This is a genomic window from Glycomyces sp. YM15 (assembly GCF_016918015.1).
Lineage (GTDB): Bacteria > Actinomycetota > Actinomycetes > Mycobacteriales > Micromonosporaceae > Glycomyces.
The window spans coordinates 120,195-144,546 of sequence record NZ_JAERMK010000001.1 but is presented as its reverse complement, the minus strand read 5'-3'; the positions used below and the strand labels follow the sequence as shown (position 1 = coordinate 144,546).

General features: G+C 69.8%; 27 protein-coding genes and 1 pseudogene. 13 read left to right on the top strand and 15 right to left on the bottom strand.

What is annotated here, in order from left to right; translation table 11 throughout:
* Nucleotides 1-83: 83 nt before the first annotated feature.
* Nucleotides 84-518, bottom strand: coding sequence for an SSI family serine proteinase inhibitor (locus JHY01_RS00655; RefSeq protein ID WP_205323662.1), 435 nt, complete (start codon nucleotides 516-518; stop codon nucleotides 84-86).
* A 61-nt stretch (nucleotides 519-579) separates the two neighbouring features.
* Between JHY01_RS00655 and JHY01_RS00650 the strand changes: the two genes are divergently transcribed.
* The gene (locus JHY01_RS00650; RefSeq protein WP_205323661.1) at nucleotides 580-879 is read left to right on the top strand and encodes a hypothetical protein; all 300 of its coding nucleotides are present in this window, start codon (nucleotides 580-582) and stop codon (nucleotides 877-879) included.
* Here the strand turns inward: JHY01_RS00650 and JHY01_RS00645 are convergent.
* On the bottom strand, nucleotides 876-1,454 hold the full coding sequence (locus JHY01_RS00645; RefSeq protein WP_205323660.1) for a hypothetical protein: 579 nt from the start codon (nucleotides 1,452-1,454) through the stop codon (nucleotides 876-878). The genes JHY01_RS00650 and JHY01_RS00645 overlap by 4 nt on opposite strands.
* A 49-nt stretch (nucleotides 1,455-1,503) precedes the next feature.
* Nucleotides 1,504-1,950, bottom strand: coding sequence for a hypothetical protein (locus JHY01_RS00640; protein WP_205323659.1), 447 nt, complete (start codon nucleotides 1,948-1,950; stop codon nucleotides 1,504-1,506).
* Nucleotides 1,951-2,096: 146 nt separating this feature from the next.
* Here JHY01_RS00640 and pdxT point away from each other — a divergent pair, with 146 nt between their 5' ends.
* From pdxT to JHY01_RS00625, 3 genes are all read left to right on the top strand, one after another.
* Entirely contained in the window at nucleotides 2,097-2,750 is a 654-nt protein-coding gene (gene pdxT / locus JHY01_RS00635; RefSeq protein WP_240192213.1) for a pyridoxal 5'-phosphate synthase glutaminase subunit PdxT, read from the top strand.
* Nucleotides 2,751-2,770: 20 nt separating this feature from the next.
* The gene (locus JHY01_RS00630) at nucleotides 2,771-3,532 is read left to right on the top strand and encodes a YebC/PmpR family DNA-binding transcriptional regulator (protein WP_205323658.1); all 762 of its coding nucleotides are present in this window, start codon (nucleotides 2,771-2,773) and stop codon (nucleotides 3,530-3,532) included.
* Nucleotides 3,533-3,623: 91 nt separating this feature from the next.
* Complete coding sequence (locus JHY01_RS00625; RefSeq protein ID WP_205323657.1) at nucleotides 3,624-4,292, top strand: phosphoribosyltransferase; 669 nt, start codon at nucleotides 3,624-3,626, stop codon at nucleotides 4,290-4,292.
* On the opposite strand, the pseudogene JHY01_RS00620 reads toward JHY01_RS00625, so the two are convergent.
* Both JHY01_RS00620 and JHY01_RS00615 read right to left on the bottom strand, forming a co-directional pair.
* A pseudogene (locus JHY01_RS00620) lies at nucleotides 4,289-5,005 on the bottom strand (dienelactone hydrolase family protein); the annotation flags it as partial. The gene JHY01_RS00625 and the pseudogene JHY01_RS00620 overlap by 4 nt on opposite strands.
* Nucleotides 4,959-6,152 (bottom strand): multidrug effflux MFS transporter, encoded by a 1,194-nt coding sequence (locus JHY01_RS00615; protein WP_240192253.1) that lies wholly within the window; start codon nucleotides 6,150-6,152, stop codon nucleotides 4,959-4,961. The pseudogene JHY01_RS00620 and the gene JHY01_RS00615, both read right to left, overlap by 47 nt.
* A 356-nt stretch (nucleotides 6,153-6,508) precedes the next feature.
* Between JHY01_RS00615 and ruvC the strand changes: the two genes are divergently transcribed.
* From ruvC to secF, 6 genes are all read left to right on the top strand, one after another.
* A complete protein-coding gene (gene ruvC / locus JHY01_RS00610; RefSeq protein ID WP_205323654.1) occupies nucleotides 6,509-7,027 on the top strand; it encodes a crossover junction endodeoxyribonuclease RuvC in 519 nt (172 codons plus the stop codon).
* On the top strand, nucleotides 7,024-7,623 hold the full coding sequence (gene ruvA, locus JHY01_RS00605) for a Holliday junction branch migration protein RuvA (protein WP_205323653.1): 600 nt from the start codon (nucleotides 7,024-7,026) through the stop codon (nucleotides 7,621-7,623). The genes ruvC and ruvA overlap by 4 nt, the downstream gene beginning before the upstream one ends.
* 3 nt (nucleotides 7,624-7,626) lie before the next feature.
* Nucleotides 7,627-8,688: a Holliday junction branch migration DNA helicase RuvB gene (gene ruvB, locus JHY01_RS00600; protein WP_205323652.1), complete on the top strand. Its 1,062-nt coding sequence runs from the start codon at nucleotides 7,627-7,629 to the stop codon at nucleotides 8,686-8,688.
* A gap of 94 nt (nucleotides 8,689-8,782) precedes the next feature.
* Nucleotides 8,783-9,205 (top strand): preprotein translocase subunit YajC, encoded by a 423-nt coding sequence (yajC, locus tag JHY01_RS00595; protein WP_205323651.1) that lies wholly within the window; start codon nucleotides 8,783-8,785, stop codon nucleotides 9,203-9,205.
* Nucleotides 9,206-9,416: 211 nt separating this feature from the next.
* Nucleotides 9,417-11,204: a protein translocase subunit SecD gene (gene secD / locus JHY01_RS00590; protein WP_205323650.1), complete on the top strand. Its 1,788-nt coding sequence runs from the start codon at nucleotides 9,417-9,419 to the stop codon at nucleotides 11,202-11,204.
* A gap of 9 nt (nucleotides 11,205-11,213) precedes the next feature.
* Nucleotides 11,214-12,395, top strand: coding sequence for a protein translocase subunit SecF (gene secF / locus JHY01_RS00585; RefSeq protein ID WP_205323649.1), 1,182 nt, complete (start codon nucleotides 11,214-11,216; stop codon nucleotides 12,393-12,395).
* 114 nt (nucleotides 12,396-12,509) lie between these two features.
* On the opposite strand, the gene JHY01_RS00580 is transcribed toward secF, so the two are convergent.
* Complete coding sequence (locus tag JHY01_RS00580) at nucleotides 12,510-12,701, bottom strand: YtxH domain-containing protein (protein ID WP_205323648.1); 192 nt, start codon at nucleotides 12,699-12,701, stop codon at nucleotides 12,510-12,512.
* 153 nt (nucleotides 12,702-12,854) lie between these two features.
* On the opposite strand from JHY01_RS00580, the gene JHY01_RS00575 reads away from it, so the two are divergent.
* Nucleotides 12,855-14,072 carry an NAD(P)/FAD-dependent oxidoreductase gene (locus JHY01_RS00575; RefSeq protein ID WP_205323647.1) on the top strand — a complete coding sequence of 406 codons (1,218 nt, stop codon included), beginning with the start codon at nucleotides 12,855-12,857 and terminating at the stop codon, nucleotides 14,070-14,072.
* Here JHY01_RS00575 and JHY01_RS00570 read toward each other — a convergent pair.
* The 4 genes from JHY01_RS00570 to JHY01_RS00555 form a co-directional block, all read right to left on the bottom strand.
* Complete coding sequence (locus JHY01_RS00570; RefSeq protein WP_205323646.1) at nucleotides 14,069-14,551, bottom strand: hypothetical protein; 483 nt, start codon at nucleotides 14,549-14,551, stop codon at nucleotides 14,069-14,071. The two genes, JHY01_RS00575 and JHY01_RS00570, sit on opposite strands and share 4 nt — an antisense overlap.
* Nucleotides 14,552-14,614: 63 nt before the next feature.
* Nucleotides 14,615-16,963, bottom strand: a complete 2,349-nt coding sequence (locus JHY01_RS00565; protein WP_307814102.1) for a bifunctional (p)ppGpp synthetase/guanosine-3',5'-bis(diphosphate) 3'-pyrophosphohydrolase — start codon at nucleotides 16,961-16,963, stop codon at nucleotides 14,615-14,617.
* Between the two features lie 164 nt (nucleotides 16,964-17,127).
* Nucleotides 17,128-18,048 (bottom strand): peptidylprolyl isomerase, encoded by a 921-nt coding sequence (locus JHY01_RS27555; protein ID WP_307814101.1) that lies wholly within the window; start codon nucleotides 18,046-18,048, stop codon nucleotides 17,128-17,130.
* Nucleotides 18,049-18,081: 33 nt separating this feature from the next.
* Nucleotides 18,082-18,402, bottom strand: a complete 321-nt coding sequence (locus JHY01_RS00555; protein WP_205323645.1) for a hypothetical protein — start codon at nucleotides 18,400-18,402, stop codon at nucleotides 18,082-18,084.
* Between the two features lie 162 nt (nucleotides 18,403-18,564).
* Here JHY01_RS00555 and JHY01_RS00550 point away from each other — a divergent pair, with 162 nt between their 5' ends.
* Both JHY01_RS00550 and hisS read left to right on the top strand, forming a co-directional pair.
* On the top strand, nucleotides 18,565-19,239 hold the full coding sequence (locus JHY01_RS00550; RefSeq protein WP_240192212.1) for an MBL fold metallo-hydrolase: 675 nt from the start codon (nucleotides 18,565-18,567) through the stop codon (nucleotides 19,237-19,239).
* A gap of 52 nt (nucleotides 19,240-19,291) precedes the next feature.
* Nucleotides 19,292-20,620: a histidine--tRNA ligase gene (gene hisS / locus JHY01_RS00545; protein WP_205323643.1), complete on the top strand. Its 1,329-nt coding sequence runs from the start codon at nucleotides 19,292-19,294 to the stop codon at nucleotides 20,618-20,620.
* 46 nt (nucleotides 20,621-20,666) lie between these two features.
* On the opposite strand, the gene JHY01_RS00540 is transcribed toward hisS, so the two are convergent.
* The 5 genes from JHY01_RS00540 to JHY01_RS00520 form a co-directional block, all read right to left on the bottom strand.
* Nucleotides 20,667-20,906 carry a hypothetical protein gene (locus JHY01_RS00540; protein ID WP_205323642.1) on the bottom strand — a complete coding sequence of 80 codons (240 nt, stop codon included), beginning with the start codon at nucleotides 20,904-20,906 and terminating at the stop codon, nucleotides 20,667-20,669.
* 14 nt (nucleotides 20,907-20,920) lie between these two features.
* Nucleotides 20,921-21,103 (bottom strand): hypothetical protein, encoded by a 183-nt coding sequence (locus JHY01_RS00535; protein WP_205323641.1) that lies wholly within the window; start codon nucleotides 21,101-21,103, stop codon nucleotides 20,921-20,923.
* A 119-nt stretch (nucleotides 21,104-21,222) separates the two neighbouring features.
* The gene (locus JHY01_RS00530; protein ID WP_205323640.1) at nucleotides 21,223-22,419 is read right to left on the bottom strand and encodes an NAD(P)/FAD-dependent oxidoreductase; all 1,197 of its coding nucleotides are present in this window, start codon (nucleotides 22,417-22,419) and stop codon (nucleotides 21,223-21,225) included.
* Between the two features lie 100 nt (nucleotides 22,420-22,519).
* On the bottom strand, nucleotides 22,520-23,467 hold the full coding sequence (gene sigJ / locus JHY01_RS00525) for an RNA polymerase sigma factor SigJ (RefSeq protein ID WP_205323639.1): 948 nt from the start codon (nucleotides 23,465-23,467) through the stop codon (nucleotides 22,520-22,522).
* A 72-nt stretch (nucleotides 23,468-23,539) separates the two neighbouring features.
* Entirely contained in the window at nucleotides 23,540-24,322 is a 783-nt protein-coding gene (locus JHY01_RS00520; RefSeq protein WP_205323638.1) for a resistance to Congo red protein, read from the bottom strand.
* Nucleotides 24,323-24,352: the final 30 nt, after the last annotated feature.

Sequence of the window (24,352 nt, the reverse complement as noted above, 5' to 3'; positions counted from 1 at the left end):
CACCCCCGCCACGGGCGGGGGTTGACCGCCCCCGCGAAGCGGGCCGGGAGCATCGTGCTCCCGGCCCGCTTCTCCGTCTGCGATCAGAGGTCGAGCAGGGCGCCGCCGGTGGCGAGGACCGCCTCGCACTGGTTGCCGTACGTCTCGGTGAAGGCCCGTGGCTGCCCCTGCCAGTGGCCGAAGACGAGCACCCGCACCGGCGCGTACTCCTTGGTGCACATGCCGTCCGCCGCCGGGATATCGCCGACGTGCCCGTCCGCCTCGTCGAGCTGGGAGCAGACCGTGTCGGCGTTGGGGTGCTCACTCAACTCAGGCGGGCAGTCCAGGGTGATCTGGACGGGCCCGCCGCCGCGGAGGGGCGTCATGCTGATCGCGAAATGGCTGTGCGGACCGGAACCGTCGCCGATACCGGGGTCGACCGGCATCGGCTCAAAGGGCTGGAACGCCGCCTGGGCCGAACCCGAACCCACAGTGGCGAAAGCGGCGGCCGCGAGGGCGCCGACGACGAGCTGCTTCATGGGCCGATCCTAAGGAGCCGAAGGCGTCCGAACCCGCTTCGACACGCTTTAGGCTGGTTCCATGAACGCAAGCAACCTCGACCAGCTCCCCACTGCAGACCTCCAGCAACGCGCGTTCACCCTGGCGCGCGACCGCCGCGACTGGCGGTTCTTCATCGAACTGTTCCGGCACACCCCGACCGCACTCGAAGCCGAGGACATCGACCCCGACGTCTCCGAGATCGGCGTGGCCATCGACGACCTGCTGAGCATCTGGCGCGAAGCCACCAAAGGGGACTGGGGCTCGGCCGAGCCGCTCGCGCGGGCGGCCTTCATCGACTACGTCCAGCAGCACGGCACCGCGGACGAGTCGACCTCCTAGTCCTCTTCAGCGAGGCTCTTCGGGGTCTCGCTGAGCCAGTAGCGAATGTCGCTCGCGAAGAGCCACCACAGCGCCAGCACGGAGGCGAACACCCACGGCGCCACCAACAGCCCGAACTGCGTGGACATGTACATACCCACCACGAAGAGGATCGCGGTGGCGGCGACAGCCGACCAGCGCACGGCCTTCAGGCGGGACTTGAGGCGGATCGCGCACATGGCGGAGACGATGGCCGCGACGAGGACGAAGCCCGCGATGACGAGGACCATGACGAGGAATCCGGTGCTCTGGAACGTCTCATAGGCGGTCTTCGCCATCTCCTCGGGCGTAGTGCCCGAGCCCTCCGCCGGCGGGTTCTCCTGGTAGTGCTTCAGGATCTCGGCCTGGCTGACGTTGCGCGCCTGCAGCGAGTTGAACGCGAAGAGGTTGCCGAGCAGCACGGCGAAGACCACCTGCACCCACAACGCGATCTGCAGCCGACGGAGCTTCTTGCGAGGCATCGCGTCCTCGCCGTTCTCGTCCTTGGCGGGCTCGATCGGGCCCTTGTCGCGGCCGAAGTTCGGTTGCGGAAGCATTATGTGGCCTTTCAGCGGTGGCGGCTCGGTCGCCGGCCGTCGGTTCGACCTAGTGGTTGAACCAGCGGCGGGCGAAGCGTTCGGTAAGCGTTCCCATGATCGTAATCGGCACGATGACGAGGCCGATGCAGAGCGCCCAGTAGAGTCCGCCGGTGAACAGCAGCCAGGCCAGGCCGACGATGGCGGCGGCCTGGACGAGCAGGATGAGGACCCACAGGATGCGCCACTGGAAGTGCAGCAGGGCGGTGGCGAGGAGCAGGAACAGCGCGAGGCCGCCGAGGCCCACTGCGGCGCGGTAGACGTCGTGGACGGCGGCCGGGGGCACGAAGTCGTTCGCTTTGTGGTGGAACAGCACGATGAGGCCGCCGGCGGCGAGGGCGATCGCCGCTTCGATCCACATCGTGTTGCGTCCGGCCCGGACGGCACGGGGCATCGGGTTGCGCTTCGAGGTCTTGGCCATCTTGTTCTTACTCCAGGGCATGAAGGGGTGCGTCACGTTCGATGGCAGACTTTAACGGATCGTCACCCGTCGACCGAGTTCAGGCTTGTTTCGGTCACAGCCGCGATCCTCCAGGTAGGCACCGGAGCGAACCCGAATTACGCTTGTGGCGCCCGATGATTCGCGACTTTTGGAGTTCTCTGATGACCCGTGTGCCCACGATCGGCGTGCTCGCCCTGCAAGGCGACGTGGTCGACCACATGCGCGCGCTCGAGGCCGCCGGGGCCCGGGCCGTGCCGGTGCGCCGGGCCTCGGAGCTCGACGCTATCGAGGGCCTGGTGATCCCCGGCGGCGAGTCGACCACGATGAGCAAGCTGCTGGAGATCTTCGACCTGTTCGAGCCCGTCAAGAAGCGGCTGGACGCCGGGCTGCCGGTGTTCGGATCGTGCGCGGGCATGATCATGCTCGCCGACGAGGTGCTCGACGGCCGACCCGACCAGCGCTCGTTCGGTGCGATTCCGATGACGGTGCGCCGCAACGCGTTCGGCCGTCAAGTGGACTCGTTCGAGACCGAGATCGCGATCGATGGGCTCGAAGGCGAACCGTTCCGGGCGGTGTTCATCCGCGCCCCCTGGGTCGAGAGGATCGGCGACGGGGTGCGAGTGCTGGCGCGGGTCGCCGACAGTGCCGCCCACAGCGGTGACGGGGCGGGCCGCGGGCAGGACGGTAGGATCGTCGCCGTACGTGCGGGCGCTTGCCTGGCCACCTCCTTCCACCCGGAGGTGACCCCTGACGCGCGGGTGCACGAGTACTTCGTGGATATGGTCCGAGGCGCAGACGCCGGACCGGTCGAGTAAGAGGAACGAGGAACGCCGGTATGAGTGGCCACTCCAAGTGGGCGACGACCAAGCACAAGAAGGCCGCGATCGACGCCAAGCGGGGCAAGATCTTCGCGAAGCTCATCAAGAACATCGAGGTCGCGGCGCGCACCGGTGGTCCTGACCCGGCGGGCAACCCGACGCTCTTCGACGCGATCCAGAAGGCCAAGAAGAGCTCGGTCCCCAACGACAACATCGACCGCGCGGTCAAGCGCGGCGGCGGCCTCGACGGCGGCGGCGTCGACTACGAGACCCTGATGTACGAAGGCTATGCGCCGGGCGGCGTGGCGGTGCTCATCGAGTGCCTGACCGACAACCGCAACCGCGCCGCCGCCGAAGTCCGCGTGGCGCTGACGCGCAACGGCGGCTCGCTCGGCGAGGCCGGGTCGGTCGGCTACATGTTCTCCCGCAAGGGCACGATCATCGTCTCGCCCGACGAGAAGCTCACCGAGGACGACATCCTCATGGCGGTCCTCGACGCGGGCGCCGAAGAGGTCAACGACCTCGGCGAGGGCGGCTTCGAAGTGCTGTGCGAGCCCACCGACCTGGTCGCGGTCCGCACCGCGCTGCAGGACGCCGGGATCGACTACGACTCGGCCGAGGCCGGTTTCGTGCCCTCCATGCACATCGCGGTCGACGTCGAGGGCGCCCGCAAGGTCATCCGCGTGGTCGACGCGCTCGAGGACTCCGACGAGGTCCAGAACGTGTGGACCAACGCCGACATCTCCGACGAGGTCCTCGCGGCGCTCGACGCCGAGTAGACGACACGAAACGGCCCGGAACCGCTGGTTCCGGGCCTTTTCGCCTTCTCGTGACGGGTTTGCTCGCGCCGACAGCGGGCACTTCACTGCAATGAGGGATCAGGTGTTCGCCGACCGGCGCGACGCCGGCCGGGCGCTCGCGCGAAAGCTCGAGGACTACCGGGGACGCGAGGACGTGGTGGTCCTGGGGTTGGCGCGCGGAGGCGTGCCCGTCGCGTTCGAAGTGGCGAAGGCCCTCGGCGCGCCCCTGGAGGTCTTCACGGTCCGCAAGATCGGCGCCCCGGGCCAGGAGGAGCTCGCGATGGGCGCGATCGCCACGGGCGGCGCGGTGGTCATGAACTATGCGGTCGTGGACCAGCTTGGCATCCCGCCCGGGCGCTTCGATCTGGCCGCGGAGCGGGCCACGGTCGAACTCGAGCGGCGTGAGCAGGCCTACCGCGGTGACCGCCGGCCGATCGAGCTGGAGGGCAAGACGGCGATGCTGGTCGACGACGGCCTCGCCACCGGCACGACCATGCGCGCTTCGGTGCGGGCCGTCCGGGAACTCGGCCCCGAGCGCGTCGTCGTCGCGGTCCCGACCGCACCGGCATCGGTCTGCCGCGAACTGGCCTCGCTCGTCGACGACGTGGTGTGCGTGACCCAGCCGACGCCCCTGGTGGCGGTCGGCCAGAGCTACCGGGACTTCACGCAGACGACGGACGACGAGGTGCACGCGCTGCTGGCCGCCGCCGATGCGGGCCAGGACGATCCGGCCTTCTAGTTCGAGGGCCCTCGCCGCGCCAGGTGCTCGGTGAACCATTCGCGCGCCAAATCGGCGACCGCCTCCAGCGTCCCCGGTTCTTCGAACAGGTGGGTCGCGCCGGGCACGATCGCGAGCTGGCTGGGGCCGCCGAGCAGGCGCTCGGCCCGCTGGTTCAGCTCGAGGACGACTTCGTCGTGGCCGCCCACGATGAGCAGCGTCGGCGCGGTCACCTCGGTGAGCCGATCCCCGGCGAGGTCGGGCCTGCCGCCGCGCGAGACGACCGCCCCGATCCGAAGTTCAGGCGCGGCGGCGGCCCAGAGCGCGGCGGCCGCGCCGGTGCTGGCGCCGAAGTACCCGACCCGCAGGCGCTCATGGCGCTCGTGCACCCATTGCGTGGTCCTGACCAGGCGCTCGGCGAGCAGGAAGATGTCGAACACGTTCGCGCGGTCGTCGGCTTCGATCGGCGTGAGCAGGTCGAACAGCAAGGTGCCGAGCCCAGCCTGCTGGAGCCGTTCGGCGACGAAGCGGTTGCGGGGACTGCGTCGGCTCGAACCGGACCCGTGCGCGAACAGCACCACGGCCTCCGCGCCCTCGGGCAGGACCAGGTCGCCCTCGAGTTCGGCGGGACCGACGGGGATCGTCACCGATGTCTCCATCGAGGCCGGATACCCGGCCCGGCGACGCTTACGCGTCGGCGACGGCGGTCTCGGCGGGCGCTTTGCGGTACACCGCGATCGTCCACACGACCGCGGCGGCCGTGGCGACCGCGTACACCGCGAGTCCCATCGTCATGTTCGCGAGCGTCACGCCGCCGATCGTCGCCAGCGCGGGCATCGCGCCGCCCGCGCCCATCTGCAGCGAGCCCATGAACGCCGAGGCGGTGCCGGCGATCTGGGGCGGCTGCGAGGACATCGCCGCCGCGCCCGCGTTCGGGAAGAGCACGCCGCAGCCGAACATCATGAGCACGATCCCGGCCGGGACCGTCCACAGGTTCTCGGCGCCCGCGAACTGGACGGCGGCGATCCAGGCGACGCCCGCGAGCGAGATCGCCATGCCGGCGACCATGCGCTGGTGGGATTCGCTGCGGTCGATCATGAGCATGTTGGTCTGGTTCCCGGCGAGGAGCGCCAGGGTGCCGGCGGCGAACAGCAGCGAGTAGAAGCCCGCCGTGGCCCCGAGCTCGTTCTGCGAGATGAAGCTGAACGTCGAGACGTACGTGAACAGCATCGAGAAGTTCATGATGACCACGAGGGTGGGCGCGATGAAGCGCGCGTCCCGGACGAGGGTGCCGAGGGACGCGGCGAACTCGCGCCCGCCCATCGCGCGGCGCTCCTGCGCGGGGAGGCTCTCGGGCAGGAACCTCCACACCAGGAAGGTGGTCAGGATCGACAGGGCCGCCATGAACACGAACACGGTCTGCCACGGGCCGAAGCGGATGAGCTGCGCGCCGACGATCGGGCCGAGCATCGGCGCGAGCATCGTGACGAACATCATCTTCGCCGTGAAGCGGGTCATGTCGTCGCCCGCGAAGTGGTCGCGGATGACCGCGCGGGCCACCACGACTCCGGCGGCCCCGCTGAGGCCCTGGAGGAAGCGCATGGCGATGAGCAGGTCGGCGCTCTGGGCGACCGTGCACACCAGCGAGGTCAACGTGAAGACCGTCATGCCGATGAGCAGCGGCTTGCGACGGCCGATGCGGTCGGAGAGCGGGCCGATGAAGGCCTGCCCCAGGCCCATGCCGATCATCATCGACGTGAGGGTGAGCTGGATGCGGCTCTCGGGGGTGCCGAGGGCGTCGGCCATCGCGGGGAACGCGGGGAGGTAGAGGTCGATCGCGATCGGCGCGGTCGCGGAGAGGGCGCCGAGCACGAACACCATCGTGGCGATGAAGCGTCGCGAGTGTCCGGGCGCGGCGACGGGCGGCATGAAGACGGCAGCAGACACGGTGATCCCAACAGGTTCGCGGAGCGGAGAAGGACAGCGGGGGCCGGAGGCGCACCTCGCGCTGCTCGCCGATGGGAGGCGGGCGCGACAGGTCCGGCCTGTACCAGCGAAGCACGTTACTAGCCGACCGGCAAGTGATTTATGGGCAAGGCCACCGGTCCGATTTCCAACCGATGACGATCGGCCCTCGCCGCCCGGCCGCCGTCCCGCCGCGCCCCGGCGGACGTGCTTCGGGCCGAACGTCGGACCGGCCCGATAAGCTGACGCGAATCGAGCGACAGGAGGAACGCGTGCGCGTCATGGGGATCGACCCGGGCCTGACCCGGTGCGGCGTCGGCGTCGTCGACGGCCGCCCCGGAGCACCGGGCACCATGGTCGCCGTCGGAGTGGTCCGCACCGATCCCGAAGCGCCCCTTGCCGACCGGCTCCTCGCCCTCGACGACGGACTCCGGTCCTACCTCGAGGAGCACCGGCCCGAGGCCGTGGCCGTCGAACGCGTCTTCAGCCAGCACAATGTGGCCAGTGTCATCGGCACCGCGCAGGCCTCAGGCATCGCGATCCTCTCCGGCGCCCGCCTCGGCCTGCCCACCGCGACCTACACACCGTCCGAAGTGAAGTCCGCCGTCTGCGGCAACGGCACCGCCGACAAGCGCCAGGTCACCGCCATGGTCACCCGCATCCTCCGCCTCAAAGAGGCGCCCAAGCCCGCCGACGCGGCCGACGCCCTCGCCATCGCCATCTGCCACCTGTGGCGCGGCGGCGTCAAAGCCAGGATCGCCGCGGCCGTGAACAAGGAGAGCTCCCGATGATCGCCCAGCTCACCGGTACCGTCGCGGCTGTCCGCGAGTCCTACGCGGTCGTCGACGTCCAAGGCGTCGGGTACGCCGTCCACGCCGGCGCCCACACCCTCGCCAACCTCAAGGTCGGCTCGCAAGCCGTCCTCGCCATCTCCACCATCGTGCGCGAAGACTCGATCACCTTGCACGGCTTCAACACCGCCGAGGAGCGCGACCTGTTCGAACTGCTCCAGAACGCCCAGAAGATCGGCCCGCGCATCGCCCGCGACGCCGTCGAGGTGCTCCGGCCCGAGGCGATCCGCCGCGCGATCGCCACCGGCGACACCGCGACGCTCACGCGCATCCCCGGCGTCGGCCAGAAGAGCGCCGAGCGCATCGTCCTCGACCTCGCCGACAAGATCGGCCCCGTCGACCTCGGCAGCGTCCCCAAACAGGCCGGAGGCCGCCCCGGCGGCTGGAGGACCCAGGTGGGCCAAGGCCTCCAGGCCCTCGGCTGGACCGCCAAGGAGGCCGAGACCGCCATCGAGAAGCTCGACGCCGAAGGCGCCGACGGCACCGACGTGCCCTCGCTCCTCAAGCAGGCCATCCGACTCCTCGGGAAGCGATAAGCGATGGAACGACCCGACGACTACTCCGCCGAAGAGTGGAACGCGGCCCTCACCGCCGCCGAGGCCACCGAACTCGACCGCCTCGCCGAAGAGGGCATCCGTCCCGGCAAGCTCGACGACGTCATCGGCCAGACCCGCGTCCGCGAGCAGATCAGCCTCCTCCTCGAAGGCGCCCGCCGCCGCGGCGCCTCACCCGACCACCTCCTGCTCTCCGGCCCGCCCGGCCTCGGCAAGACCACGCTCGCCATGATCGTCGCCGCCGAACTCGGCGTCGGCCTGCGCCAGACCTCCGGCCCCGCCATCGAACGCTCCGGCGACCTCGCCGCGATCCTCACCAGCCTCGGCCCGAACGAAGTCCTCTTCATCGACGAGATCCACCGCATCGCCCGCCCCGCCGAAGAACTCCTCTACACCGCCATGGAGGACTTCCGGGTCGACGTCATCGTCGGCAAGGGCCCCGGCGCCACCGCCATCCCGCTCGAACTCGAACCGTTCACCCTCGTCGGCGCCACCACCCGCGCCGGACTCCTCACCGGGCCTTTGCGCGACCGCTTCGGCTTCCTCGGCCAGCTCGAGTTCTACGACGACGCCGAACTCGAAGCCATCGTCACCCGCTCCGCCGGCATCCTCGATGTCGCCATCGCCCCCGCCGGAGCCGCCGAGATCGCCGGCCGCTCCCGCGGCACACCCCGCATCGCCAACCGCCTCCTGCGCCGCGTCCGCGACTTCGCCCAGGTCCGCGCCGACGGCGTCATCACCGCCAAGGTCGCCTCCGAAGCGCTCGCCCTCTACGACGTCGACGCACTCGGCCTCGACCGCCTCGACCGCGCCGTCCTCCGCGCCCTCACCGGCACCTTCAACGGCGGCCCCGTCGGCGTCGCCACCCTCGCCGTCGCCGTGGGGGAGCAGCGCGACACCGTCGAAGAGGTCTGCGAACCCTTCCTCGTGCGCGCCGGACTCCTCGCCCGCACCCCCCGCGGCCGCGTCGCCACCGCCGCCGCCTGGCATCACCTCGGACTCCACCCTCCGAACGCCGAAGGGCTCTTCGGCAGCGGAGACGCGTAGGGTGGGTCATGGAGAGGGTTCCCATCACGCACCGGATAGACTCCGCGCACGTCACCCTCCAAAACCGTGACCGACCGCGACGAAAGGCTCCACCGTGGAGAACTACACCTTCCTCATCATGATCATCGGCTTCATCGCGCTGATGTACTTCGTGATGATCCGCCCGCAGAAGAAGCGGCAGAAGGAACAGCAGGACATGCAGAACAACGTCGCGCCCGGTGCCCGCGTCATGACCATCGGCGGCCTCTACGGCACCGTCGTCGACTCCGACGACGAGACCGTCACCCTCGAGGCCAGCGACGACAACTTCCTGGTCTTCGCCCGCCAGGCCATCGCCAAGGTCATCACCCCCGCCGAGACCGAAGAGACCGCTGAGGAGACCCCCGCCGAGGAGATCACCGAAGCCGACGCCACCCTCTCCGACGAGGACCTCGACAAGCTCCGCGCCAGCGACGACGCCTCCGGTGAAGACGACAAGGGCAAGCACGCGGGCAACCCCGACCGCAAGGAGTACTGAGGGGAGACCCCTAGGCCCTGCACCGCCTTTGCGGCACCCGTCCTAGAATGAGCCCCGCCGAGGGTACGTGTGCGAGAGCACAGCCGCGGCGCGCCACTCGCGCGCGGCGGCGTCCTCGCGCCCGCCCCTATTCGAGTTCTGAGGAAGAGACCGACCATTGGCTTCAGTAACGGGCGCTGACCGCCCACGGAAGAAGATCCAGCGCAAGCGCGTGCCAGTCGCCCCCTATTTCGTGGGGCTCATTCTGGTGCTCGCGCTCCTCTGGGTCGCCGCGCTGGCGGGCTCGGGATGGAAGTTCCCCACGCCGAAGCTCGGTCTCGACCTGCAGGGCGGCCTGTCCATGACGCTCTCGGCGTACCAGCAGGGGAGCGACGAGCCCCCGAGCCCCGAGACCATGGAGCAGGCCCGCCAGATCATCGAGAACCGCGTCAACTCCACGGGCGTCTCCGAGCCCGAGGTCTTCATCGAAGGCAACGAGAACATCGTGGTCAACGTCGCCGGCAACGACATCGACGAAGAGGCCCTCCGCGACGTCGGCGCCCCCGCCGAACTCCGGTTCCGCATCGTCACGAACTCCGTCGCCGACACCTCCGCGCTCGAAGAGCAGCTCGCCGAGCAGGAGACGCCAAGCGAGGAGCCCACCGAAGGCACGTCGGAGACACCCACGGCCGACGCCTCCGAGACCCCCGCCGAAGACGCCTCCGAGACCCCCAGCGAGGAAGCCGCCGAGGAGACCTCTGAAGGCTCCGGCCAGGCTCCCACCACCGACGACGTGGTGACCACCCTCGACGAGGTGTGGGCGAAGGTCGGCCCTGACGCCGCCGCCGCCGCGCAGGCGCTCACCGCCGCCCCCGACGAGGCCACCGGCGCCCTCCTGGAGCCCTTCGCCGCGCTCGCGCCCGAAGAGGTCGCACTCCTGCCCGCGACGGTCCAGTTCTACATCCCGCAGATCACCTGCGAGACCCTCGACTCGCGCCCGCCGGGCTCGGTCCAGCAGGCCGACATCGAGGTCGCCGCGTGCTCGGCCCCCGAGGCCGCCTCGACCGACGACTCGTCGCTGACCTTCCAGTACAAGTACCTGCTGCAGCCGGCCACCGTGATCGGCTCGGACGTCACCTCCGCGGACGTCGGCACCGACCAGGCGAACCTCAACCAGTTCGTGGTCAACGTGCAGTTCTCCGCCGAAGGCGCCGAGAAGTGGAGCGCCCTCACCACCGAGAACCTGCAGTCGCAGGTCGCGATCGTCCTCGACAACGAGGTCGTCAGCGCCCCGACCATCCAGGAGGTCTCGACGAACTCGACGCAGATCTCCGGCGACTTCACCGCTGCCGAGGCCAACCAGCTGGCCGACCAGCTCAACTTCGGCTCGCTGCCCACGAACTTCGTGGTCGAGACCGTCAACGAGGTCACCGCGACGCTCGGCGTCGACCAGCTCGAAGCCGGCATGCTCGCCATGCTCTTCGGCCTCATCCTGGTGTTCCTCTACTGCATGGTCTACTACCGCCTCATGGGCTTCGTGGTCCTCGGCAGCCTCCTCGTCGCCACCGCGGTGCTCTACCCGACCGTGGCGCTCCTGGGCTCGCAGATCGGCCTGACCCTGACCCTCGCGGGCATCGCCGGGTTCGTGGTCTCCATCGGCATCATGGCCGACTCCTTCGTCGTGTACTTCGAACGCATCAAGGAGGAGATGGCCGGAGGCCGATCCGCCCGCTCGGCCGTGCCGCGCGCGTGGGTCCGCGCCCGCCGGACGATCCTCTCGGCCGCGGCCGTCTCGATGATCTCCGCGATCGTCCTGTACATCCTCGCGATCGGCCCGGTCCGCGCCTTCGCGTTCGCGCTCGGTCTGTCCACCCTCGTGGACATGCTGGTGGTCTTCCTGTTCACCCACCCGATCGCCGAGTACCTGTCGCGCGGGAACCTCCTCAACAAGGCCAGCCTCTCGGGGCTGCACACCAAGACCGCCCCGGCGGCCACCGGCGAAGCCGCCGCGAAGGGCTAGGGAACGCACATGAGCACCAAGCAGACCGAGAAGCGCCCTGGCATCCTCAGCCAGCTCTACCGCGGCGAGACGGAACTCCAGTTCGTCCCCAACCGCAAGAAGTTCTACATCGCCTCAGCCGTGGTCCTCGGCGCGCTCGTCGTCGTCATGCTCGTCAAGGGCTTCGTCCTGGGCATCGACTTCGCGGGCGGCGTCCAGTACACCGTGCCCGCCGCCGACACCTCGGTGAGCCTCCAGGACGTCGAGGACGCCGCCGAGGAGGCCGGTGCCGAGGTCGGCTCCGGCCAGATCGCCGGCTCCGGCGACGGCCGCTCCTTCGTCGTCCGCGTCGGCGAGCTCGACGCGGACGAGCAGCAGACCGTGCGCGCCGCCGTCGCCGAGTCGGCCGGGATCGGGACCGACTCGATCTCGGTCTCCGAGGTCTCGGCGACCTGGGGCGCCTCGGTGTCCAGGCAGGCCCTCGTCGCCCTCGTGGTCTTCATGGTCCTGGTCTCGATCTTCATCTGGATCAGGTTCGAGCGGCGCATGGCCGCGGCGGCGATCGCGGCGCTCCTGCACGACCTCGTGCTCACCGCCGGGATCTACGCGCTCGTCGGGTTCGAGGTCACGCCCTCGACCATCGTCGGCATGCTCACCATCCTGGGCTACTCGCTGTACGACACGGTCGTGGTCTTCGACAAGGTCCAGGAGAACACTGCGCAACTGCTGCAGACCCGCAGCAAGACCTTCGCCGAAGGCGTCAACGACGCGATCAACCAGACGCTCATGCGCTCGATCAACACCACCATCATCGGCGTGCTGCCGGTGGCGGCGCTGCTGTTCGTCGGCGTCGGCCTCCTCGGGGTCGGCACGCTCAGGGACATCGCGCTGGTGCTGTTCGTCGGCATGATCGTCGGCACGTACTCGTCGATCTGCCTGGCCTCGCCGTGGGTGGTCGACATGGCCGAGCGCAGCGCGGTCTACAAGCGCCACAACCAGAAGATCGCCAACAAGCGGGCCGGGATCGGCTCGGAGGGCGAGGACGAGAAGCCCGCCCGCAAGCCCGCCGAGGCCCAGGACGAGGACGACGACCGCCTCGTGCTCGCCAAGAGCGACGAGCTCCCGCTGGAGCTGCTGGAGGAGCCCGAGAAGGCCGCCAGCGGCTCGGGCGGCGCGCGTTCCGGTGGAGCGAAGAAGCGCAAGCGCCGCTGAGGCGCGGCGGCTGAGCCGCTGAAAGACACGAAACGGCGGGCGGACCTGGTGGGTCCGCCCGCCGTTTCGCGCTGGTGGCTCCTCGTGAACCTGCGGCGTGAGGCCGCCGTACTGCTAGGCGCGCTTGTCGCCCTTCATCTTGCCGATGGCGTCCTGCGCCATCTCCTTCGCCTTGTCGGCGTATTCGTCCATCTTATCGCCTACCGGCGACTCTTTGGCCTTGTTGTACAGTTCCTCGGCCTTGTCCTTCATGTCGTCCGCGTTGTCCGACAGCTTGCCCTTGGCCTCGTTGAACTTGTCCTGCATTCCCACGATGAAAACCCCTCCCTGCGTGAGTCGCGTTCACTATATGGGCGGCCGCAACGGCTTCGGGCCGGTTTTCCCGTACATCCCCGGTCGAATCCCGAACGCTACCGGAGGATGACGCGAGAGGGGCCGGTTGCGCCGTACGTTCGCGCCATGAACGACTTGCGAACCAACGAGCGCGCCCGAACCGCGATCGTCATCGGCGGCGGCGTGGCGGGCCCCGTGGCCGCGCTGGCCCTCCAGAAGGCCGGTGTCGAGGCCACGGTCTTCGAGGCCTACCGGACCGGTACCGGCTCCAGCGGCGGGCCGCTGACGCTGGCATCGAACGGCCTGAACGCCCTGCGGGTGGTCGGCGCGGACCAGGTCCTCGCCGGCGCGGGCATCGCGACCCCGCGCATGATGATCCACTCCGGCTCCGGCAAGGTCCTCGGCACGGTCGAATCCTCGGCCGACCTGCCGGCCAACACGACCCTCCCGCGCGGCCGCCTGACCGAGCTGCTCCAAGCGCACGCGGCGGCGTCCGGGATCCCGATCGTGTACGGCAGGCGCTTCGTGGACGCCGTCGACACCGGCCGCAGCGTCATCGCCCAGTTCGACGACCACACCACCGCCGAGGCGGACGTGCTCATCGGCTGCGACGGCATCCGCTCCACCGTGCGCGGCCTCATCGACCCGGCTGCGCCGACGCCGCGCTACACGGGCCTGATCGGCTTCGGCGGCTTCAGTGACGACGCGCTCGGGGCCGGCGAGACCGGCGGAGTGTTCCACATGGTCTTCGGCCGCAAGGCCTTCTTCGGGCACGTCTCGGACGGCGAGCGCACCGGCTGGTTCGCGAACCTCCCGTTCAAGCACTTCACCCGGGAGCAACTGCAGGGCACCACCTATGACGAGTGGATCGCGTTGATGCGCAAGCTGTTCGCGAATGACGAGAGCGCGGCGCTCGGCATCCTCGACCACGTGACGCCCGAGTCGTTCATCCCGCCGTCGCCACTCGAGGACCTCCCGCACGTGCCCGTCTGGTCCAAGGGCCGCCTCGCGCTCATCGGCGACGCCGCGCACGCCACTTCGCCGTCCTCGGGCCAGGGCGCGAGCCTCGCGGCCGAATCGGCGGTGGAACTCGCCCGGTGCCTGCGCGATCTTCCCGTGGCGCAGGCGTTCAAGGCCTATGAGCAGGCGCGCCGCGACCGCGTCGAGCGCGTCATCGCCGCGGCGGCGCGCACGAACCGGTCGAAGGCCGCCGGTCCGGTCGCCGCCCGCTTCAGGGACGCGCTGATGCCGTTCTTCATGGAGCGTTTCACGACCCCCGAGAGGACGGCCTGGCAGTACGCCCACACGATCGACTGGGACGAGCCCGCGGCCAGCCGCGTCTAGCGGCTGAGCGCCTGCTCGAGAAGGTCGAGGAAGACCCGTTCTCCTTCGGAGATCGCCACCTTCTTGCTGAAGAGGCCGCCCTCCTTGGTCTTCACGGATTCGGCGATGACCGTCGCGATCTGGAGGAGCCACGCGGCGTACGCGTCGGCGTCCGCGGCGTCGGCGCGCTCCCGCAGGAGGATCGTGGCGGCCTCGGCCTGCTTGAGCGCCTGGGTCATCGCCACGTCATCGAAGGGCAGTTCGCGGTCCTCCTCGGCGGCGTCGGTGCCCCGTTCGCGCAGGCGGGTCGCGACGGCCTTCACGAAGGCGTTCTCGTGCCGTTGCGCGGCCCGGAACTCCTTGGCGCCGGCGGTCACCTCCTGGAGGAACACGAGGGCGTTCTTGTGGCCGTCGGCGACGATCGCGCCCTTCATGACCACGCCGGGCGTGTCGAGGATCAGGTCGAGGTCGTCACCGGTGAAGGCGGAGAGCTCCGTCATGTCAACGCTTTCCGTTGGGCGGGTAGGTGTCGGCCAAACCTACCCGCGGCCGCCCGACACCCGCTAGGAGCGTTCGGCGCCCGTGAGCCGGTACGCGTCGTACACGCCGTCGACCTTGCGGATCACCTTGATGATGTGGTCGAGGTGCTCCGGGTTGGCCATCTCGAACGTGAAGCGGGACAGAGCGACCCGGTCGCGCGTGGTGGTCACGGTCGCCGAGAGGATAGAGACCCGCTCGCCCGAGAGCACCTGCGTGACGTCGGCCAGCAGCCGGTGCCGGTCGAGGGCCTCGACCTGCACGGACGCGACGAACGTCGCCTGGTCGTCCTCATGGGACCAGTGGACCTCGAGCACTCGGTCGGGCTGGAGCTCGATGCGCTCCTCGGCGTTCTCGCAATCCCTGCGGTGCACCGAGATCACGTGGTAGCGCGTGGCGAAGCCGATGATCGCGTCGCCCGGGATCGGGTTGCAGCAGTGGGCGAGGCGCACCGGCATCTCGCCCTCCTCCATGCCCGACACGGTGACGGCGGCATGGATGTCGCCGTGCGCCTCGGGCACGATCCGGGCCGGCTGGGTGGGCGCGGTGGCCTCGGCCATGTCCTCGGCGGCGCCCTCGGCCCCGCCCTGGACGTCCAGGAGCCGCTGCACGACCTGCGTGGGCGAGACGTGGTGCTCGCCCAGAGCCGCGTACAGCGCCTCGACGTCCTTGAGGTTGAGGTCCTTCGCGAGCGACGTCAGGTTGTCGTGGGTGAGCATGCGCTGCAGCGGGAGCCGCCGCTTGCGCATGGCCCGCGTCAGCTCGTCCTTGCCGACCTCGATCGCCTCTTCGCGGCGCTCGCGCTTGAAGTGCTGCTTGATCTTGGTGCGGGCGCGCGGGCTCTTGACGAAGCCCAGCCAGTCCTCGCTGGGGGAGGCGTCCTGCGAGTTCGAGGTGAACACCTCGACCACGTCGCCGTTCGACAACGTCGACTCCAGCGGCACGATCTTGCCGTTGACCTGCGCTCCGATGCAGCGGTTGCCGACCTCGGTGTGCACCGCGTACGCGAAGTCCACCGGGGTCGAGCCCGCGGGGAGGGCCACCACGTCGCCCTTCGGCGTGAACACGTACGCCTCGGAGGAGGCCAGGTCGAACCGGAGCGCGTCGAGGAACTCCGACGGGTCGGCGGCCTCGCGCTGCCAGTCGAGCAGCTGGCGCAGCCACGCCATGTCGTCGATGTGCGCCGGGGGACCGGCCACGGTGGAGTTCTTGGTCTCCTTGTACTTCCAGTGCGCGGCGATGCCGTACTCGGCGGTGCGGTGCATCGCCCACGTGCGGATCTGGATCTCCACCGGCTTGCCGTTGGGACCGATCACCGTGGTGTGCAGCGACTGGTACATGTTGAACTTCGGCATCGCGATGTAGTCCTTGAAGCGGCCCGGCACCGGCTGCCAGTTCGCGTGGATCACACCGAGGGCCGCGTAGCAGTCCCGTTCGCTCTCGACATGGATGCGCAGGCCCACCAGGTCGTAGATGTCGTTGAAGTCGCGGCCCCGCACGATCATCTTCTGGTAGATCGAGTACAGGTGCTTCGGCCGCCCGGAGACCTCGGCCTTGATGCGCGAGTTCTTCAGGTGGTCCTTGACCTGCGTGATGACCTGCTGCAGCAGCATCTCCCGCTGCGGGGAGTGCTCCGAGACCAGGCGCGCGATCTCCGAGTACCGCTTCTTGTACAGGGTCGCGAAGGAGAGGTCCTCCAGCTCCCACTTGATGGTGTTCATGCCCAGGCGGTGGGCGAGCGGGGCGAGGATCTCCAACGTCTCGCGGGCCTTCTGCTCCTGCTTCTCGGGCGGCAGGAACGTCAGGGTCCGCATGTTGTGCAGACGGTCGGCGAGCTTGATCACGAGCACCCGCGGGTCCTTGGCCATCGCCACGACCATCTTGCGGATCGTCTCGGCCTTCGCCGCGTCGCCGAGCTTCACCTTGTCGAGCTTGGTGACGCCGTCGACGAGCAGGGCGACCTCGCCGCCGAACTCCTCCGAGAGCTCCTCGAGCTTGTAGTCGGTGTCCTCGACCGTGTCGTGCAGGAGCGCGGCCACGAGCGTGTTCGTGTCCATGCCCAGCTCGGCCAGGATCGAGGCGACCGCGAGCGGGTGCGTGATGTACGGGTCGCCCGACTTGCGGAACTGCCCGTTGTGCAGCTCCTCCGCCCTCGTGTACGCCTGCTGGAGCAGCCGCACGTCGGCGCGCGGGTGCGCGGCCCGGTGGGCGGCCACCAGCGGCTCGAGAACCTCGGGGAGCTGCGAGGACTGCCAGGGCGCGTTGAAGCGCGCCAGGCGCGCCCGCATCCGCCGGCCGGTCGGGGGCCCGATGGGGCCGCCCGAGGTCGGCGCGGCGTCAGGCGACTTGCCGGACGCGGCTCGCTCGGTCACCACGCGGGCCTCCTCGGTATCAGCATGGATCGACAGCCTCGCAAATGATCAACAAAGCCTCAAGCTCCATCCTACTTGGCGACGCCTGCGAGCCATACCGTTGTACAGCCGCGGCGGGGTGGTGTGATCCGCCACCGACGCCCCCGGGGGCGGGACGGGCCGACGTGCTACATGCCCGCGGGGGACACCTGCATCGCTCCGGCCGCCGCCACCTGCTCGACGATATCGAGTCCGGCGGTCACCTGGCCCAGGATCGTGTAGTCGGCGGGAAGCTGCGTGTCCTTGTACACGATGAAGAACTGACTGCCCGTCGTGCCCGGCCCGGCGTTCGCCATCGCGATGGTCCCGGCGGGGTAGTTGCCCGCGGCCTCGACCGGCAGGTTCTCCTCGCCGTACGAGTAGCCCGGGGAGCCCGCGCCCGCCATCTCGGGAGTGCCGGCCTCGATCGCGGCGCGCGCGTCCGGGTCGCCGCACTGGAGCACCCAGATGCCATCGATGACCAGGCGGTGGCACTGCTGGGCGTCGAAGTAGCCCTCCTGGGCGAGGTGCGTGAACGAACCGGCGGTGCACGGAGCGCCCGCGGTGTCGATGTCCGCGGTGATCGTGCCCAGGTTGGTCACGATCGTCATCTCCTGCGTGCCCGCGGCGGGCTCGGTCGCCGCCGGGGTCGGGGAGGTGCCGTCGGCCGAGGTGTACATGCAGTCCTCGGTGGCGGAGGCGTCGGGCGTGCTCATCTGCACGCATTCGAGGTAGACGTCCTGGGCGGGCTGGCCGTCCGTGACGCCCTCCGTGGCGGTCCCCACCGCGCCCTCGCCGCTCGGCTCGACCCCGTCGCAGCGGGTCGAGGCGGCCTCGGCCTCCTCGACGAGCGCGGTGATGTCACCGTCGACCGCTCCGGCGTCGTCACCGTCGGACTTCGACAGGTTCACGCTCACGACGATCGCGGCGGCCACGAGCACGACCGCACCGCCGACGGCGCCGACGATCCAGCCGGTCTTGCGCTTGTGCTGCTCCTGCTGGGCCTTGGCGGCCATCCGCTCCTGCAGCTGCTGCCGGGCGGCCTGGCGCTGGGCTTGTTTCGACGCCACCGTCGATCTCCTTCGTCGCGCGTTCAGGGGGACTTACTCGGTCGTTTCGGAGGGGGACTCGGAAGGGGCTTCAGTGGGTTCCGCGCTCGCGGTGGGGTCGACCGTGGCGCTCGGGTCGAGCGGAGCCGTCTCGATGACCTCGGAGGTGGGTGTCTCCTCGGCCGCGGGCTCCTCATCCTCGAAGAACCCCGACTGCCACAGGTAGGCGAGGGTCAGCACCGCGGCGATCGCGAGGAGTCCGCCCAGCGCCTGCAGCTGCCGGCGGCGGCGCAGCTTGGCCGCGAGGCGCGCGTTCTTCTTCGCGTTCGCGATGCGCTGCTTGCGCTGCTCCATGTGCTTGGACTTGGCGGGCACCTGGCCTCCTACGTATGACCGGTCTCGGCGATGCCTGCGAACCGTAAGTGCGCACACCGCCCGTTTCAGGGGTTACGAGTTCCGCAGTTTAGCCGGGACAAGTCAGACGCGTCACCGCAGGATGCCCGGTGTATCCTGACCCGGCGAAGGGAGGGGGAGCGGTTGCTCATCGAGACGCTGGTGGCGGATGCGTTCGGCACGAACTGCTATGTGCTGTCGGCCGGTCCCGGATCCGAGTGCGTGGTCGTCGACCCCGGCATCGGCATCGCGCCCCGCCTGGAGGACCTCCTCGCCGAGAAGGGCCTCAAACCCGTCGCCGTGGTCCTCACCCACGGGCACCTGGACCACACCTTCTCAGTGACCCCGGTGTGCGGCGCGAGCGACATCCCCGCCTACATCCACACCGCGGACCGCCACCTCCTCGAAGACCCCGCCCAGGGCTTCAGCGCCAACATGATGTCCCTCGTGGGCACCGGCCTCGACTGGACCGAGCCCGACGACGTGCAGGCGCTCGCCGACGGCGGGATCATCGACCTCGCCGGGATGCGCTTCACCGTCGACCACGCGCCCGGCCACACCGCCGGCTCGGCCATGTTCCACACCGCCGACGACGAGGGCCGGTACACGCTCACCGGCGACGTCCTCTTCCGCGGCGCGATCGGCCGCACCGACCTGCCCGGCGGCAGCGACGCGGCCATGCAGGACACCCTGCGCGACAAGGTCCTCCCGCTCGACGACGCGACGATCGTCCTCCCCGGGCACGGCCCCGGCACCACCATCGCGGCCGAACGCGCCCGTAACCCGTACCTCAAGCGCGCGGCGCAGCGCGCCCATTAGCCGCGCCCCGCCGCGCAGCACGCCTTTCATCGAACAACGCTAGGAGACCGCCATGTCACGACCCCAGCCGCTCTCGGGGTTCCCCGAACTGCTGCCCCGGCAGCGGATCGTCGAGCAGCAGGTCGTCGACCATCTCCGCCGCGCCTTCGAACTCCACGGCTTCGCGAACCTCCAGACCCGCGCCGTGGAACCGATGGACCAGCTGCTGCGCAAGGGCGAGACCTCCAAAGAGGTCTACGTGCTGCGCCGTCTCCAGGCCGACGACAGCGAGACCACCGGCGACGACGCGCTCGGCCTGCACTTCGACCTGACCGTGCCGTTCGCGCGCTACGTTCTGGAGAACGCCGGCAAGCTCAACTTCCCGTTCCGCCGCTACCAGATCCAGCAGGTCTGGCGCGGTGAGCGCCCCCAGAGCGGGCGCTACCGCGAGTTCTGGCAGGCCGACATCGACATCGTCGACCTGGGCGAGCTGCCCGCGCACTACGAGGTCGAGGTCGCCCTGGTCGTGGCGGACGCCCTGCGCGGCCTGCCGCTCCCGAAGCTGCGCATGCACGTCAACAACCGCAAGCTCTCCCAAGGCTTCTACCAGGGCCTCGGCATCCGCGACACCGAAGAGGCGCTGCGGATCATCGACAAGCTCGACAAGATCGGGCACGACGCGGTCGCGAAGCTCCTCATCGACACGGTGGACGCGACCCCCGAGCAGGCCGAGGCCTGCCTCAGGCTCGCCTCGATCAGCGCCGAGGACACCTCGTTCGTGGAGGAGATCCGCGCGCTGGGCGTCAGCGACCCGCTCCTCGACGAAGGCCTGAACGAACTCGCCGCCGTCGTGGCCGCGGCCGCCGCGGAAGCCCCCGGCTTCATCGTGGCGGACATGAAGATCGCGCGCGGCCTCGACTACTACACCGGTACCGTCTACGAGGTCTTCATCGAAGGCCAGGAGCACCTCGGCTCGGTGTGCTCCGGCGGCCGCTACGACAAGCTCGCCTCCGACGGCAAGCACACGTACCCCGGTGTCGGACTGTCGATCGGCGTTTCTCGCCTCCTGGTGCCGCTGCTCCAGTCCGGCGCGCTCGACGCGACCCGCGAGGTCCCCACCTGCGTGCTCGTCGCCCTCGCCAACGAGGACGAGCGGCCCGCCGCCAACGCCCTCGCTCAGCGGCTGCGCGCGCGCGGCATTCCGACCCAGGTCTCGCCTTCGGCCGCGAAGTTCGGCAAGCAGATCAAGTTCGCCGACAAGCGCGGCATCCCGTTCGTGCTGTTCGTGAACGAGGAGGGCACCCAGATCAAGGACATCCGCTCCGGCGACCAGACCACCATCGACGTCGACGCCTGGAACCCCCCGGCCGAAGACCTCCACCCGCACATCGTCACCGAGTAGGACGAAGGCGGGCGCCCCACCCGGGGCGCCCGCCTGGCTTCGGCGCTCAGCCGATGATGTCCGCGACGGACGGTGCCTGAAGCACACGCTTCACCCAGACAGTCAGACGAGCAGGGTCCTCGCACGACTCGATCTGGCGGCGTTGGTTCTCGGTGATCGGGAGTCCGCGCACCTCGATGAGCTCCAACAAAGCCTCAGCCTTGCCTTCAGCCTTGCCTTCGGCCTTGCCCCGGGCTTCGCGGTCGGCGAGGAGCTTGCTCTGGTACGGGTAGGTCTCTTGCCGCATCAGGGCCTCCAGGATCAAACCACGACGTTGTCGGCGTTCAGATCTCGGACCTCGGCATCGGTCATCGACTCCGAGTACGGGAGGACTTCTCGATAGGCGGGCATCGGGAGGCCGAGGATCTCGCTCGCGAGTTCGACGGCGAACTCCGGCTTTCTTCGGCAGAGCTTCAGCGGCGTGTCGTGGACATTTGGGGTCACCGCGTCGAGGCTACGAATCACTCCTGTGGGGACAAAATGCGTAACCTTTGTCATCTTCTCGTTAGAGACGGACTTCACCTCCACCGTGTCAACGCGGTAGAGGTGAAGTCGTTGGGGCCCTAAGCGAGAGCCTTGACGGTCGAATCGTTCGCGGTTTCGGCCTCGGCGAGGTGCCTGCGGCGCACCGGGATGCCGAGGGTCGGGTGGCTGATGCTCCAGGCGGCGCCCTTGCAGATCAGCTCCTTGTAGAGCGCGGCGGTGCGCCCGCGGAGGGACTTGTTCCTGGCCTGGTCGTCGGGCGTCACGAATTGGATCAGGCCCTCCTTGCGGCCCAGGCTGATGCACTGCTGCGCGTAGGCGAGCGGCGCGCGTCCGGCCTTGCCGCCGGTGAGGCGGGCCGCGATCGCGTCGGCGGCCTGCCAGGCCATCGGGGTGCCCGAGGCGCAGGACATGCGCAGCGGCTTCCCGGCGTCCCCGATCGCGTATCCGGCGTCGCCGACGGCGTACACGTCCGGGTGGGAGACCGAGGCCATGTCGCGGTCGACCACGATCTGGCCCGTCGCAGTGGTCTCCATGGTCGTGTCGGCCGCGATCGGGTGGACCGCGAAACCGGTGGTCCACACGGTGACGGTGGTCGGAAGCGCCTCGCCGCTCCCGGTGACGACCGCGTCGGCGCGGACCTCGGCGACCTCGGTGTGCTCGTGGACGGTGATCCCGAGCTTGCGGAAGACCTTCCGCAGGTGCTCCTGCGCCTTGGGCGACACCCAGTCGCCGAGGCCGCCGCGGGCGACCAGCGCGACCTTCAGGTCGGGGCGTGCCTCGGCGAACTCGGTCGCGGCCTCGATGCCGGTGAGGCCGCCGCCGACGACGGTGACCGTCTGGCCGGCGTCCAGGCGGGCCAGGCGGTCCCGCAGCCTCAGGGCGCCGGGACGGCCGGCGATCTCGTAGGCGTGTTCGGCGACTCCAGGGGCGCCGTGGTCGTTCCAGCGGCTGCCGAGGGCGTACACGAGCGTGTCGTACTCGAGCCGCTCGGCGCCGGCGGCGTCGATGAGCGCGACGGTCTTGGCGTCGGCGTCGACGGCGGAGACCTTCGCGAGCCTGAACTCGACGCCGGTGCCCGCGAGCACCTCGGTGAAGGGCCGGTGCTTGAGCTCCTGTCCGGCGGCGACCTGGTGCATCCGGACGCGCTCGACGAAGTCCGGTTCGGCGTTGACGAGGGTGATGCGGACCTCCTCGGGATGCAGCCGCTTCGCGAGGCGGCCGGCGGCGATCGCGCCGGTGTATCCGGCGCCGAGGACGATGATGCGGTGCTGCATGGTCTTGCTCCTGTCTGCGTGTGTTCGCCACCTGAACCGGGCAGGCCCGCGATTGCTGACAGGAATGAACTATGAAGCACGTCACATAACGAGGTTCCTCTTAAAACGCCTGGTCGACGAGGGGTCGCCCGTGGTCGAGCGTCGCCCACAGGGCCGTCGCACGTTCGAGTTTGTCGGGGTTGACCTGGTTGCGGAGCGCGATGATGCCGTCCTCGCCGACCTCCAGGCACATGATGCCGACGACGCGGCCGTCGAGGACCGCGACCGCCGCGGGCTCCCCGTTGGCGGTCCACGCGTAGAGCTGCGGCGAACCGCCGAGGAGGGTGCGCTTTGACTCGGCGGGCCGGAACAGGCCCCACAGGAACTTCGCGACCGCGGCCGCGCCCTCGAACGCCTTCGCGCGGGCGGGGACCTTCCCACCGCCGTCGCCGATCGAGACGGCGTTCTCGGTGAGCAGCTGCACCAGCGGGGCGACCGAGCCGCCGGTGGCGGCCGCCAGGAACTCCTCGACGATGCGCCGAGCGTCGGCCTCGTCGATCTCCTTGCGGGCCTTGCCGTCCGCGAGGTGCTTCTTGGCGCGGTGGAGGATCTGCTGGCTCGACGCCTCAGTGAGGTCGAGGAACTCGGCGATCTCGCGGTGCGGGTAGTCGAACGCCTCGCGCAGCACGTACACGGCGCGCTCCACAGGGGTCAGCCGCTCCATCAGGGTGAGCACCGCGAACGACACGGACTCGCGCTGCTCGGCGGTGTCCGCCGGCCCGAGCATCGGGTCGCCGGCGAGCAGCGGCTCCGGAAGCCATTCGCCCACATAGGTCTCGCGTCGTGCCCGGGCGGAGGTGAGCTGGTTGAGGCACAGGTTGGTGAGCACCTTCGTCAGCCACGCCTCGGGCACCTCGATGCGGTCCCGGTCGGTCGCCTGCCAGCGCAGGAAGACCTCCTGGACGGCGTCCTCGGCCTCGCCCGCCGAGCCGAGGAGGCGGTAGGCGATGGCCTCCAGGCGGGGCCTGGAGGCCTCGAACCGGTGGAGTTCGGTCGCGGTGACGGACATGGTCCGATCGTAGCCCGCGGAGGTGCGCGCCCGTCGAGTACGAAAGCGGCGCAGCGCCTCCCGCGGCCGTTTCTAGACTTCCTTCACGCAGTAGATCGCGGTGATCGAGTCGATGTCGGGGTCCCAGTCGCGGCCGGCCGCGATCGCGGTGTCGGTGTAGTAGTAGTTGGTGTTGCCGGTGCCCGCGCAGGCGTCGGCGGCCGCGACCGAGTGGGCCGGGTCGGTCGGCTCGGGGTCCTCGGGAGCCTGCACGACCTTGAGGACCTCCCAGTAGGCGGTGTCGGCGCCGCAGTCGACGACATAGAAGCCCGCCTGGTTGTTCTCGATGCATTCGCCTTCGGCGGGAACGCGGTAGACCGATTCGCCCTCGGCCGTCGTCTCTTCCTCGTCGGTCGGCGCGGCCTCGCTGGTCTCCTCGGCGGCCTCGGAGGTCTCCGCGGCGGCGGTGGTCTTCTCCGGGTCGGGGTCGTCCCCGCCGCTCATGCTGATGCCGACCATGATCCCGCCGGCGATGACGGCGACCGCGATGACCACGAGCGTGATGAGGAGCGGCGTGTTCGAGTTCCCGCGGGGCGGCGGGGGCGCGGCCTGACCGGGCTGGAAGGCGCCGCCGGGCGGTCCGACCGGGGGCTGGTAACCGCCGGTCTGCGCGTACGCGGGCCCGGGGGAGTAGGGCTGCCCGGGCGGGGCGCTGTTCGGGTGGCTCGGGGCGGTCTGGTAGCCGGCGCCGGGGCTGTACGGGTCGGGGCGGGAGTACGGGTCGGCGTCGGTCGTGTAGTGCTGGGGTGCGGGCGAGGGCTGGCCGTATCCAGGCGACTGGTTGGGGTCGTAGGGGTTCGGCGGGGGATAGGTCATGGGGTTCTCCGTCGCGTGGCCGGGCTCTTG

Coding starts and splice junctions, on each gene's coding strand:
- JHY01_RS00655 (WP_205323662.1), bottom strand. CDS start 518: ATGAAGCAGCTCGTCGTCGGCGCCCTCGCGGCCGCCGCTTTCGCCACT.
- JHY01_RS00530 (WP_205323640.1), bottom strand. CDS start 22,419: ATGCAGCACCGCATCATCGTCCTCGGCGCCGGATACACCGGCGCGATC.
- ruvB (WP_205323652.1), top strand. CDS start 7,627: ATGGAACGACCCGACGACTACTCCGCCGAAGAGTGGAACGCGGCCCTC.
- JHY01_RS00630 (WP_205323658.1), top strand. CDS start 2,771: ATGAGTGGCCACTCCAAGTGGGCGACGACCAAGCACAAGAAGGCCGCG.
- sigJ (WP_205323639.1), bottom strand. CDS start 23,467: ATGTCCGTCACCGCGACCGAACTCCACCGGTTCGAGGCCTCCAGGCCC.
- JHY01_RS00615 (WP_240192253.1), bottom strand. CDS start 6,152: ATGGTGTTCGTGCTCGGCGCCCTCTCCGCGACCGCGCCGATCGCGATC.
- JHY01_RS00645 (WP_205323660.1), bottom strand. CDS start 1,454: ATGCTTCCGCAACCGAACTTCGGCCGCGACAAGGGCCCGATCGAGCCC.
- JHY01_RS00520 (WP_205323638.1), bottom strand. CDS start 24,322: ATGACCTATCCCCCGCCGAACCCCTACGACCCCAACCAGTCGCCTGGA.
- JHY01_RS00625 (WP_205323657.1), top strand. CDS start 3,624: ATGAGGGATCAGGTGTTCGCCGACCGGCGCGACGCCGGCCGGGCGCTC.
- pdxT (WP_240192213.1), top strand. CDS start 2,097: ATGACCCGTGTGCCCACGATCGGCGTGCTCGCCCTGCAAGGCGACGTG.
- hisS (WP_205323643.1), top strand. CDS start 19,292: ATGTCACGACCCCAGCCGCTCTCGGGGTTCCCCGAACTGCTGCCCCGG.
- ruvA (WP_205323653.1), top strand. CDS start 7,024: ATGATCGCCCAGCTCACCGGTACCGTCGCGGCTGTCCGCGAGTCCTAC.
- JHY01_RS00650 (WP_205323661.1), top strand. CDS start 580: ATGAACGCAAGCAACCTCGACCAGCTCCCCACTGCAGACCTCCAGCAA.
- secF (WP_205323649.1), top strand. CDS start 11,214: ATGAGCACCAAGCAGACCGAGAAGCGCCCTGGCATCCTCAGCCAGCTC.
- JHY01_RS00580 (WP_205323648.1), bottom strand. CDS start 12,701: ATGCAGGACAAGTTCAACGAGGCCAAGGGCAAGCTGTCGGACAACGCG.
- JHY01_RS00570 (WP_205323646.1), bottom strand. CDS start 14,551: ATGACGGAGCTCTCCGCCTTCACCGGTGACGACCTCGACCTGATCCTC.
- JHY01_RS00575 (WP_205323647.1), top strand. CDS start 12,855: ATGAACGACTTGCGAACCAACGAGCGCGCCCGAACCGCGATCGTCATC.
- JHY01_RS00540 (WP_205323642.1), bottom strand. CDS start 20,906: ATGCGGCAAGAGACCTACCCGTACCAGAGCAAGCTCCTCGCCGACCGC.